Source organism: Bradyrhizobium sp. LA6.1, from assembly GCF_040547805.1.
Taxonomy (GTDB): domain Bacteria; phylum Pseudomonadota; class Alphaproteobacteria; order Rhizobiales; family Xanthobacteraceae; genus Bradyrhizobium; species Bradyrhizobium barranii.
In genome coordinates, this window is the sequence record NZ_JBEPQK010000016.1 from 206,401 (window position 1) to 218,128 (window position 11,728).

Sequence of the window (11,728 nt, forward strand, 5' to 3'; positions counted from 1 at the left end):
TACCTCAACCCTCCAGGTATCGGCGGGGCTGGATAGGACCCGAATGGAAAACTCAGACCGCTTCGAAGCTGCGCAATCCAGCGAGGGGCGTTATCGGCTTCTTGTTGAGGCTATCACCGACTACGCGATCTATATGCTGGATCGCGACGGGCATGTCACTAGCTGGAACCCGGGAGCGAAGCGCTTTAAGGGCTATGAGGCTGAGGAGATCATAGGGCGCCACTTCTCGACATTCTATACGGAGACCGAGCGGGAGCAGAAAGTGCCTGCGTTGGCGCTGGAGGAGGCGGAGCGAACTGGACGCTTCGAGCGAGAGGGTTGGCGTGTGCGCAAGGACGGCACGCAGTTCTGGGCCCATGTCGTCATTGACGCGATCCGTTCGCCTAAGGGCGAGCTTGTAGGTTTCGCCAAGATCACCCGGGATCTGACCGAGCGAAGGGCGGCCGAGGCCAAATTACGCGAAAGCGAGCAGCAATTCCGGCTAATGGTCCAAAGTGTGACGGACTACGCCATCTACATGCTGGACGTGGAAGGCAATGTGGCGAGTTGGAACGCTGGGGCCCAGCGCATCAAGGGGTACGGACCCGAAGAGATCATCGGTCGCCACTTCTCCAATTTCTATACGGAAGAGGATCGCGCCGCGAGCCTCCCGCGAACAGGCCTGCAGACCGCAGCCCGCGAAGGACGCTGGGAGCACGAAGGTCAAAGGGTCCGAAAGGACGGCACTCGCTTTTGGGCGCATGTCGTGATCGACGCGATTCGAGACGACGACGGGAAGCTCGTAGGATTCGCCAAAGTGACCCGGGACATTACAGAACGGCGGGAGGCAGAGGCCGCGCTCCAGGCGGCGCAAGCAACGTTGATCCGGTCCCAGAAGCTGGAAGCGATCGGCCAACTTACTGGCGGCGTTGCCCACGACTTCAACAATCTATTGCAGGTGATTAGCGGAAACCTGCAACTGCTCAGCAAGGACATCGCGGGTAATGCCCGAGCGGAGATGAGAGTCCAGAGCGCTCTTGCCGGCGTCGCGCGGGGATCGAAACTTGCTACTCAGTTGCTCGCCTTCGCGAGGCGCCAACCGCTGGAGCCGAGGGTGGTGAACGTCGGTCGCCTGATCAAAGGCATGGATGAACTGCTGCGTCGCGCCATCGGCGAGGAGATCGAGGTCGAGACGGTCGTCGGCGGTGGGCTATGGAACAGCCTCATCGACCCCGATCAACTCGAGAATGCCATTCTCAACCTCGCGATCAACGCCCGCGACGCGATGAACGGCGAGGGTCGGTTGACCATCGAGGCCAGCAATGCCTTCTTGGACGACGAGTATGTCCGCCACTACGATGATCTGATTGCGGGGCAATATGTGATGATCGCGGTAACTGACACGGGCATCGGCATTCCGTCAGATATCCTGGAGCGGGTCTATGAGCCCTTCTTCACGACCAAGGCGGAGGGCAAGGGCACCGGCCTTGGCCTTGCCATGGTCTACGGTTTTCTTAAGCAATCCGGCGGACACGTCAAAATTTACAGCGAGATCGGCGCCGGAACGACGGTGAAGCTATACTTCCCGCGAGAAATGGCCATCGAGGATACGCTAGTTAGTGCCAACTCCGGTGACATCAAAGGCGGCGAGGAAACCGTACTGGTGGTCGAGGATGACGATGAAGTGCGCGAGGTCGCGGTGTCGATGCTCTCCGATCTCGGCTACCGCGTGGTGAAGGCGAGAGATGCGGTGGCCGCGCTAGCCATCGTCGACAGCGGCATACCAATCGACCTGATCTTCACCGACGTGATGATGCCCGGTACCCTGCGCAGCCCGGAGTTGGCGCGGAAAGCCAAGGAACGGCTGCCCAACGTCGCAGTCCTTTTCACATCAGGCTACACGCAGAACGCCATCGTGCACGGAGGACGGCTCGACCCGGGAGTGGAGCTTTTGGCCAAGCCCTATACGCGGGAAGCGCTTGCGCGGAAGATCAGGCATGTGCTTGCCAACCATGCTCAACGGCGTCTCGCGGCTACGGAATCGCGTCAGCCCATAAGCGAAGACGTCGTCAAGGGTGCGACCGTGTTGCTCGTCGAAGACGACGAACTGATCCGACTGACAGCAACGGAGATGTTGAGCGATCTGGGCTGCAAGGTGATGGAGGCCAGCTCCGCCGAAGAGGGGTTGAAAGCCCTGGATCAGGCTGCCGTGGATATCCTCGTGACCGATGTCGGCCTCCCCGGAGTGTCCGGCCTGCAACTCGCAAGGGACGCCCGCTCGCTGCGACCCGACTTGTGCATTGTTGTGGCGACAGGTGACAGCGGGATCCAATCCGAAGCCGAGCTCTTGGACGCGGTGCTCGTCGTGAAGCCCTACGCGCCGGAAACTCTGCGCCGCAGCCTCGAAAGTGCGCTGCAGGCAAAATCGCGACCCTAAACAGGGGTCGACAGCGCTTACAGCGGAGGCGTCCGAGCTGCCAAAACTGCGAAGCTCAATGGAGATTCCCGAAGACTTCGGAACATTGCTTAGCGCATTCTGTATTTGCGCTCGATTGGGGCGACAGGCAGGGCTTTCCGTTGAGGTTAATTGATCCGGGCGGGCTTTCGTAGATTGGCAACTCGCAGCGCATTCGAGGCTCGGTCGGATGATCAACGAGCTCGTTACTGTCTTGCCCGAAGCGCCGCGCGAACAGACCACTGCTACGCAGTACGTCCGTATGCCGAAGCTTCACGGGTCGCGTGGGTGAGCTCCCGACGTGCGGAGTAGGCAATTTAAGGTCGGAGTGCTCCGCGAACCGGCTATTCGATCCGGCCGGGCCGCTTAAGCAACCACGCCCGGGCAAGCCATAGTCGCAGCAACGACGTCCGGATCGTCGCTCTCCTTGGGCGAAGCCTTGATGGAAGAGATCGCCGCCGGCGCCTCGCGCCTCCGGCGCCATCTTCATGAACAGCGTGGCAATCGCGAGATCGTAGAATCCCAGCGATGTTTGATAGGTCAAGACCGGACATGGCCAGTTTGCCCTAGCTAGTCGGCTAAGGGCCGATTTTGTTGCAAAAGTCGCCGGTGACCGATGATGTAGATTTGGCATTTCACTTGGGTCGACGGGGTTTGGTCCCCGACCCCGACGCTCTCTACGCAACTCTTACGCTACGCAATACACAGAGCCTGAGCGGGTGGCGGTCGCGCAACCTGCGATGCGAGCCGCCGCAGGTTCTGAGCAATGGCTGCCAGAACAAACTCGTCCTGAGCACCTCGTGGACCACGCAGTCGAAGCCGACCGAGCTTCAGGATGCGCTTCAAGTGCGCGAACCGCATCTCGATCTTCTTGCGCTCATGTCGCGACTGCTCGAAGCCCTCGGTGCCAGCGAACGACCGCGCAACGTCCCGGGCATGTTCATGGATATCGCGCGGGATCTTGCGCGATGGTTCCTTTGGGCAGCATTGTGGTTTGAGTGGGCATACATCGCAGTCGAGCTTGCTTGCGCGATACAGCAGCGTCTTGCCCTCGTGCACGGTGCCGCTCGTCCCATGTCGCTTTCCGCCCGGGCAGTGGTAGACGTCGTCGGTCGCGTCATATCGAAAGTCGCTGCGCGAGAAGGTGCCATCGTCCCGCTTCGATTTGTCGAACACAGGAATATGGGGCGCGATGCCTTTCTCCTCGACCAGCCAGTTCAGCATCGGAGCCGCCCCATAAGCGGTATCCCCGACGAGCCGCTCTGGCTTGAGACCAAAGCGCTCTTCGGTCCGTTCAATCATGGTCTTTGCTGCGCCGACCTCGGCCTGGCGAATAGCCCGGGATGCCTCGACATCAACCATGACGCCGAACTTCACGTCGATCAGATAGTTGTCGGAGTAAGCAAAGAATGCCGGTCCCTTATGCGCGCCAGTCCACTGGGCCGCGGGATCGGATGGTGAGACGAACTTCGGAACAACCTCGCTGGCGGCACCCCAGGACGTATCGTCGAGGGTCGCCAGATACTCCTTCACTGCGCGGCTGGACCTCGCCGGATCACGATCCCTGTGCCAATCCTGACCCGCGATCGAGCGCTGCTTGTTGGCGTCGGCTTGGATTAGGCTCGCATCGACGGCAAAGCCTTCGCCACCAACCAGACCAGCCGCAATGCACGCCTCGACGACCCGTTCGAACATCCGGCGGAAAACATCGCCTTCACGAAAGCGCTCGTTCCGAGCACGCGAGAACGCCGAATGATCCGGCACAGCATCCTCGATACCGAGCTTGCAGAACCAGCGATAGGCGAGGTTCACCTGCACTCCACGACAGATCAATCGTTCCGAGCGGATCGCAAAGACATAACCTACGACCAGCATCCGGATCATCAGTTCCGGATCGATCGACGGGCGACCCATGGACGAATAATGGGGTGCAAGTTCGCTGCGGAGCCAGGACAGATCGAGAGCAGTGTCGATCTTCCGCACCATGTGATCTTCGGGAACGGCATCGCCAAGACGAAACTCGTAGAACAGTTGACCTTGGTCACTCTTCAGACGGCCCATCATGGATCGACCTCGCCGAGATTCGCGTCACCACAACGGAATCACGCTTCGCGGCGTGTCTCAACCGACTTTTGCAACAAAATCGGCCATGAGCCGACATCGCACGGACGAAGAGGGCGACCATCCAACCAGGAGAAGAAATGAGCGCCTTAGCCAAATCGTCCTACTTGGACAACGGCGCATCGTAGAGCGGTTTACCCTTATCGACGATGTGCACCGTTAGTAGTTTCGCTGTCTTGTCGCGCACGACCTTGAATGCGCCGTGAGCTTCGCGCCAGGCGTTGCCGTTGCGGCCGAAGTTGCTTGTGACCGAGTAGATAGTCTCGTCACCGTTCGGGGCGATCGACATAAGCCATCGGGATTGACGCATAAGCAACTCACGCAACGGAACCGGGATTCAATTTGACGAAGGCCGATTCGTTCCTCAAAGCTAGGAAAAGGCGCAGCAAGACAGGGCTTTCGCCGCCTGTCTAGTCTAGTGGCCTCAGGGAGGAATACATGGCGGTCAATAAGCCCACTGGCGACAATGCGCGCAAGGGTGCGGTCAAGAAGCGTTCGCAGACAAAAACGACGTTGGGCGTAGCTTCCGCTTTCACCAAGCGCGCCAAGACGTCCGGCGAGTTCATGGGTGTCAAGAAGCCTGCGAAGGGCAAGAAGGCCGCAAAGAAATTCAAGGGCGTGCGGCTTGAGAAGACAGCTACCAAAAAGAAAAAGGCCAAGAAGAGATAGGCGCCTTTTCACGTGCACAAGATCTGGACGTTCGCTTACCTGATCTCTACAAAGCCCTTCAGAATACTGCTAGCAGACGGCGAGTTGCCGGGAGGAATCACCCGAACCCATCCTTCTTCAGGGTTTGCCGCAGTGTATTCGATCTGCTCCGCGTCGTTCAGGCAAACGCGGATTTCGAATCCGTCGAGCAAAAGATTGCAATAATTGCGAAAGCCTTCTCCGTCGCAATTTCTTGCAACCGGTCCATGAAACTGCGCACTTCAGCCAAGAGTCATCCCGTATTCAAGGCGGCGCGCGCCATGACAGAATGCTGCAACAAATGGAGCCGTTCCTAACTTCCCGTCGAATCCGGCTGCGTATCCACCCGGGAACGGCCAGCGGGCAAAATTCGAACGCGGTACGCATAGGCCGCAGATAGGGGGAAGCCGGCAGAAGAAAGGGCCGCCCTTGTGGAGCGCCCTGTCCAAAGTCTATCACCCCGGTCAAAAAATAGGTTCGAGCAAAGCCAGCCCCGGGATAATGAAAATTGAGCGGGGATACAAACGTCGCGCCCGGTTGAGGCGACGAAAGCAGCCGATTGTTTCAAGAATATTTCGTCGGCGACGTTCCGCGCAGGAAAACTCTGATAGCGTTGCACGGGGACAACGGAGGAGGCCCAAAAAGCTAATCTGTTACACTCAACATTTGTTAGTGCCTGTGATGAATCTCAGGGCTGAAAATATCGACGGCGCCTGGACTTGAGTCGGTGCGTCGTGGCGGCTCCGGCGTCTCTCTCCTCACCAGCCCCGAAGGCGCTTGGGGCCGCTCACAAGGCATCTCAGCGCCGCCAGCCGTCCTTGTCGATCTCCACCCGAAAGCCTTGCGGCATGCGCGGCACTCCACCTTCGCCCAGCAGCCTTGCAGGCCGGGCAGGGTGCGCCAGCGCCGCCACAGGTGCAGGCGCGCGAGCCGTCTCACAGGCGGTCCGGGTGGTTCTCACAAACCCAGCCGAGATCGTCACAGTTGGTGCACGTCGTGGCGCGTCCGCCGGCCAGCGTTTTTCATCGCTGGAAATCAGGCCACCCGGCGCAAGGGCAGCGTGAGCTGCATGTCGAAGCGCCTCGTGGCGTTGGCGGCGATGAAGTCCTGCAATGCAGACGAGATCTCGGCGTCGGTATCGGCCGCGCGCCGGGCCAACGCATCGGCTGCATCGGAAGTCGCATCCCGCGACCACCCCTCGACGGGATTGAAGGAAACAATTCGAACCGCAAAGGCGTACTGGCCGGACAGGAGATTTTGCAGGATCGTCTCAAGCTGTCAGCTTCATCCGTTTCGCGCCAGGCGCAACCGGCGCGCACGCCGAAGTCTTCAAGCACCAGATAAATGTCGCGGTCGAGTCGGTCAGCTGACACAATCGAGGGCGAGACTCCGATATACAGGGCGGAGAGAACGCCCCGGCTGCAGGGGTCACGGGGGTCGGCCGGGGCCGCTCCGCCGGCTCGGCTAGGCAACCGAGCCACAACGACTCAAATATTCGCCTGCCCTTGTCGTTCCCTTGAGTCCGCTGTCCCGGAAGAAAAGGGCCCCAGCTCAAATGGGGGATGAGCCGGGGCCTAGAGGTTACCCTCGCGAGCACGGCGCCGAGGGCGCCGGGAAAACTTGGCACTAGCCGCGATGTTCCTGCGCGATTAAGGCACTTGATTTCGGCCGGTGGCTGATTTTAATTTTATGTTGCCGGGGCTGGTTTTCATTACGGATGAAATTGCGACCGGCAGGGGGCCGCCATAGCGCGGCCCCTATCATTTGGATAGAATGAGCAGCTATCCGAGCGCGCCACTCACCGCGTGCTCAGGCTCCCAGAGGCACCAGTCCTGCCAGCCCCGGACTGGAGCCTTTTGTTTGGGCCGCCAACTGAGGCGGCCTTAGTGCCTGCTGATTGGCTCAAATCTATCGAGCCTCGTTGCGCCTTCCCAAAGCTCTACCGCGCGCCCGTCTACAAGCAATTTGGCTCGTTCCCGTGCTTCCGCCTCGTCCTCCACCACAATATCAACGCGGAGCGTTATGTGCCCCTCGCCATCGATTATATATGCCCGAAACTCTCGCATGTTCCCGCTCTAAAACACCCCAAGCAGGAACGAATTTAGAGCCGATCTAAAATCACGTCACTATCGAAATTAGGCCACTGCAAATTTCAAATTACGCCACTGAGGTCGGAAACAGGCCAGCGGCGTTAACCCGAGACAAAACCGGTCTTTCTTACGCGCAGCAGGGAAGGGCAAGCGCGCCTGGAAAACTTGCCGTCGCCCTAATCTCTCCAGATCTCCTCACCGCATGGTGCACAGCGGTAAACCATCACTGCTCGGTCGCGCTTTACGTCCAGAACCGACGTGATGTAACGCGCGGGGAGCTTGCATTTAGGACACGGCGGCCCCGGTTGAGGTGCCCGCGACGACGATAGCTCGGGGTCGCTCATGACTCTCACCCCCTCGAAGTTGCAGGTTCCTAAGTGCCAAAGTGAACATTTGTTCCAACGGGAAAAATGGGCAATCGAATCGAACCAGCGTTCACTTTTGAACGTTGCGAATTGAGGAGAACAAGGGAGACCGCCACGACGTGGTCGAGCGCTTCTTCATCGGACTAGCGATCATGGGTGGTACAGGTTTGCTTGCGTCGTTCGGCGCACTCCTTTCTATGTAGTTGGACCTGACACTCCGGTTCAAAACGTGGCTTGCTTCGTCCAAAAACAGAACGGCAGCATCGCGCTGGTGAGGCGACGAATAATCACCCCAGCGAATAGCCGATACGAAATGCGGCCGCGGAAAAGGTCGGTGACGAAGCCGTTGACAAAGCGGGCAAAGCGGCGCGGCGCGCGGCAGACCGGGTCTCCGGGTAATGATGTCGGCCGGGACAGACAAGAGCGGAACGCCGGCGGAAAATATCGACGCCATACTGCGCCTCGAAAAGGAGGAAGAGAAGGATCTCGCCGCTCACCACCGGCTTTTTCACTGGATCGGCTGGTTTGTCGGCACGACATGCCATCCACCCCATCAGTTGGCGGCTTACTTCGGCCAGTACCCGTTGGCCGCCTGCGCGGCGGTGATGTGTGCGCGGTGCGGGTAGCTCTCCGCACGCGCCTTGCCGCCATCGCCGCGCGCGCCAGTTGCGATCTGGGCGCGATTCGGCGAAAGCGGAGTCGGGGATGGTGAGCCGCAGCTCGGACCATGCGGCTTCGAAGGCCTCGCGCGCGGCTTCGAAGGTGGCGGCTATGCCCCTTCGCCCGGTATCTGGCTCCATGCCGGGATAGAAGCCAATCGACCATCCCCATTGATCGGCATGCACAGGCACGCCGGCGCGCACGCAGGTGCGGACGTCGCCGGAATAGGTGTGCCAAGTCTCTCGTGCGGATTGTCGGAGAGGCGGCGGGTGAGGGCGGTCATTCCACAAGAATAGGGGCAAGTCAGGCGCGGGACCAGTCGCTGGATTTTGAGGCCTGCTCTGGTCTCAGGGCTCTATCTGTTGGTCAACGCTTAGCGCTTCGTGCCGCCAGCTCTCCCCCTCGTCATCGTGGCCGTCCATGTCGCGCTCCGGTGATCACGCCAGTGCGCGCCGCTCGCGCTCCTCAGTCCAAGCAGTAAACGTCGCATGCGCCCAGGCCGGCGAGGACGGCGGGATCGCACCTCGGGTCTGCACTCCTCCAGCCGATCGGAGAGCAACAGCACGTCAACATAGGCGACGCCATGTTCGCGCGCGATAGCGAGATGCGGGAATGTCGTCCGCCCAACAACGTGTTTTTCTATTTCCCATAAACGCGCCGCTGACAGCCGTGCCGACCCAAGGGCTGGTCGTTCAGTTCTTCAGTCTGGCAACACACGGCTGGGAAGTTTCAGATGCACTGCCGGGCGTCATAAAAGCCACCCCGACCCTCCCAGTACGTCGGCGTCCCATAGTACCGGTGGGTGCGCGCTTCCCAGTCTCGATCCTGCCATGAGTCATCACTGAACTCAGGCGCGTCCCTCAGCTGTTGCTCGGTGATGTTGGTTCGAAAACCACCAAGCGACGTATCGTATTTTAGAGCGCCCCACGGAATGGGGTAATGGCTATGGCCCAATCCAACAAATCCACCAAAGCTCAAGACGGCATAAGCCACGCGACCTGTGACCTTGTCGACGATGAGGTGATCAACCTCACCGATGTTCTTTCGATCTGCTCCGTAAACCTCGGTCCCTTGAATGTCTTCGCTTGAGATGCATTGATGATTCGGATGGGCGGTTGCGCGGGCGATGGCTTCGTCTCCCTCACAGGTAGGTTTTGTCCGCTTAACTCGGCCGCTCCAGGGGTGTTCCTAGCTTCGGAGAATAGTGTCGCACGCCAATCATCAATCTATCGTCGTTGACACCGATTCAAACAACCTCCAGCTCTGGTCCCATGGGCGAAAACCTTTATCGGAAGGCGAAGTGGGCAAAGACGAGGACAATAGGCCGCCAACTGAGCGGCCCTATTTTAGGTGGCGATTTTGGCCCCGGTGAACTCAGCCACTCGTCAATGTTGGCGCTGCTCTTGCGCGTCCGGAACGGAAGGCGCCATCCTTTGTTCAATCGTCCAGAGAGTTCAAAGGAGAAGGGCTATGATCGCTAACAGATTTATGATCTTGGGTGCGTTGCTCGCCTTCAGCGCCAACTCCGTTTATGCCGGTCCCTGCACCACGGTGAGCCGCGATGCAGGATCAGGAAATGTCCCGGGCTATACGGGACAAACCACTGGTTCCACAGCAACTGATTCTAAGCAGCAACCGCCGACATCTTCGATGAGCAAAGCCTCGGAGAATACCGCAACGTCGTCGGAAGATGCTCAGCACCAGATGCAGAGCCAACCGACCGCTGCCGAACAATCAAAGGCGACCCGCCCCGCACCCTCTGCCCAGTCACCGGATCGAACGGCAGGCACCGTCGAGCAGACCCGCCCCGCGCCCACGGAACAATCAAAGAAGGCGACGGCCGGTGCGGCCGAGCCCGCGCCGTCCCAGAAAAAGGTAACGGCGGCCGACCAGGACTGCGAGTAAGCGCGGGGGTCAATTTTCAAGAGGGAACACTGGCTAAACGCCTGAGATGAAGTGGTCCTCTGCACCACTGGACCGGGCCGGTGCCGATTGCTTCCGCTTCCGGGGTGAAATCGATCGGCGCACGTTGGCTGCAACCCATGACAGCCTTATGCGGTCACCGACCGCACAAGGGCGTGCCGACTCGTCGACGCTCGCGCGTGACCTAGCCTACGTCGCTTGTGGCCCATCGCTTCCATTAACGCGGTGCAGCTTCAGGTCGGTTCAGGGGCAGACCGGAGTTTTGAAGCCGAGCGCTAGACCAACGCCTTTGACTCAAATGTATGGACCGGCTGCGTTTCGCAAGAGAGATTGTGCGTGGGTAGCGCGGTCGCTTGATCCTGCGACGGAAAGCGATCTTGCCGTCCGTGCCAAAGACGACGACGTGGAAGACTTCCTTCCCGAGTCGATGCCGATCGAGGCCAGCGGCTGTGTGGTGGTGTCCATGGGATGCTTCTCCGGATGCTGCGGGGTAGTCTTTGCAGACTATCCACGCGGAGGAAGCAGCCGGTCCATCCCATTAGCAGAGCCTAAGCAGCCCACCCTGGTGGCACCGGGCGGCCCGCCGCAGAACTTGTCTAGCCGAAGAGACAAGTTATCATTGCGCTGATTCTGCGGTCGTTGCGGCTCGCTATGACGAAATCATCGAAACTGGTTGCTGCGAAGCGTGGCAAGGTGCTCCTCGTGAGGCGTCGATCGGACGGCCGCTGGATGTTTCCGGGCGGCCGCCGTCGCGCGAACGAATCTGAAAAGGACTGCTTGCGCCGAGAAATCAAAGAGGAGCTGCCAAAACTCAAGCTTGGACGCGTAAGCCTCTGGAAGGAGGTCACGGCGAAAAACAAGCGATCGGGGCGGAAGATGAGCGATGCGATCTTCGTCGCCAAGAACGCCAGAGGCAAGCTGGTCATCGGCGACCCGAATGAGATCGACCGGGCTGTATGGCGGAAGCCGAGCGGGATCCGGCTGACTGCCACATCGCGCTATATTCGCGACAAACTGTTTCCCAAGTAGGGCCGGACGTCACGTCACGCGCTGAACGGCGCCTGCCACGGTGAAGTCTAACTCCGTCATCAGGATCTCACCGGCGATCGGAAGCCCCGGTCGCTAAACCTTCAAGTCAACTCCCGCCGACTAACAATCGGCGGGATTTTTGTTAGGATGAGCCTTCTTCGGCGCGGCACTGTTTGCAGCGCTCTTCATGGGCATGCGGTAGGGTCCGACTCACGTAATACGGCCGCGCCAGCTTGGGCAAGCGCGAGGCCGTTTCGGCCGTAAGCGCGAAGCCGATACCCTTGCTTCAGAATTCGAATGAACGTGCGAAGAAGCCTCCGACTTGGACGGAGGTTTGGGATGGGATTGGACAGCAAAAAGGACGTCCATTTGGACGGCTCGTCGGTAGGGCCGGTGAGCCGGCTGGAGGTCCTTGAAGG

The 11,728-nt window shown here is 59.7% G+C and carries 8 protein-coding genes and 1 pseudogene; 4 read left to right on the forward strand and 5 right to left on the reverse strand.

Annotated features, from left to right (window positions below; all coding sequences use genetic code 11):
• The first annotated feature begins 43 nt into the window (after positions 1-43).
• Positions 44-2,416: a hybrid sensor histidine kinase/response regulator gene (locus ABIB99_RS32355; protein WP_354179403.1), complete on the forward strand. Its 2,373-nt coding sequence runs from the start codon at positions 44-46 to the stop codon at positions 2,414-2,416.
• A gap of 711 nt (positions 2,417-3,127) precedes the next feature.
• Here ABIB99_RS32355 and ABIB99_RS32365 read toward each other — a convergent pair.
• Complete coding sequence (locus ABIB99_RS32365; protein WP_354179405.1) at positions 3,128-4,498, reverse strand: transposase; 1,371 nt, start codon at positions 4,496-4,498, stop codon at positions 3,128-3,130.
• Between the two features lie 160 nt (positions 4,499-4,658).
• A complete protein-coding gene (locus ABIB99_RS32370; RefSeq protein ID WP_354179407.1) occupies positions 4,659-4,844 on the reverse strand; it encodes a cupin domain-containing protein in 186 nt (61 codons plus the stop codon).
• Between the two features lie 149 nt (positions 4,845-4,993).
• Here ABIB99_RS32370 and ABIB99_RS32375 point away from each other — a divergent pair, with 149 nt between their 5' ends.
• Complete coding sequence (locus ABIB99_RS32375; RefSeq protein ID WP_354179409.1) at positions 4,994-5,224, forward strand: hypothetical protein; 231 nt, start codon at positions 4,994-4,996, stop codon at positions 5,222-5,224.
• 1,053 nt (positions 5,225-6,277) lie between these two features.
• On the opposite strand, the pseudogene ABIB99_RS32380 reads toward ABIB99_RS32375, so the two are convergent.
• The 3 genes and pseudogenes from ABIB99_RS32380 to ABIB99_RS32390 all read right to left on the reverse strand — a co-directional run bounded on the left by ABIB99_RS32380 (position 6,278) and on the right by ABIB99_RS32390 (position 9,485).
• A pseudogene (locus ABIB99_RS32380) lies at positions 6,278-6,636 on the reverse strand (hypothetical protein).
• 1,348 nt (positions 6,637-7,984) lie between these two features.
• Entirely contained in the window at positions 7,985-8,548 is a 564-nt protein-coding gene (locus tag ABIB99_RS32385; RefSeq protein ID WP_354179411.1) for a hypothetical protein, read from the reverse strand.
• 538 nt (positions 8,549-9,086) lie between these two features.
• Complete coding sequence (locus ABIB99_RS32390) at positions 9,087-9,485, reverse strand: PRC-barrel domain-containing protein (protein ID WP_354179426.1); 399 nt, start codon at positions 9,483-9,485, stop codon at positions 9,087-9,089.
• 342 nt (positions 9,486-9,827) lie between these two features.
• Here ABIB99_RS32390 and ABIB99_RS32395 point away from each other — a divergent pair, with 342 nt between their 5' ends.
• Complete coding sequence (locus ABIB99_RS32395) at positions 9,828-10,262, forward strand: hypothetical protein (protein WP_354179413.1); 435 nt, start codon at positions 9,828-9,830, stop codon at positions 10,260-10,262.
• 669 nt (positions 10,263-10,931) lie between these two features.
• Positions 10,932-11,309: an NUDIX hydrolase gene (locus ABIB99_RS32400; RefSeq protein WP_354179416.1), complete on the forward strand. Its 378-nt coding sequence runs from the start codon at positions 10,932-10,934 to the stop codon at positions 11,307-11,309.
• Positions 11,310-11,728: the final 419 nt, after the last annotated feature.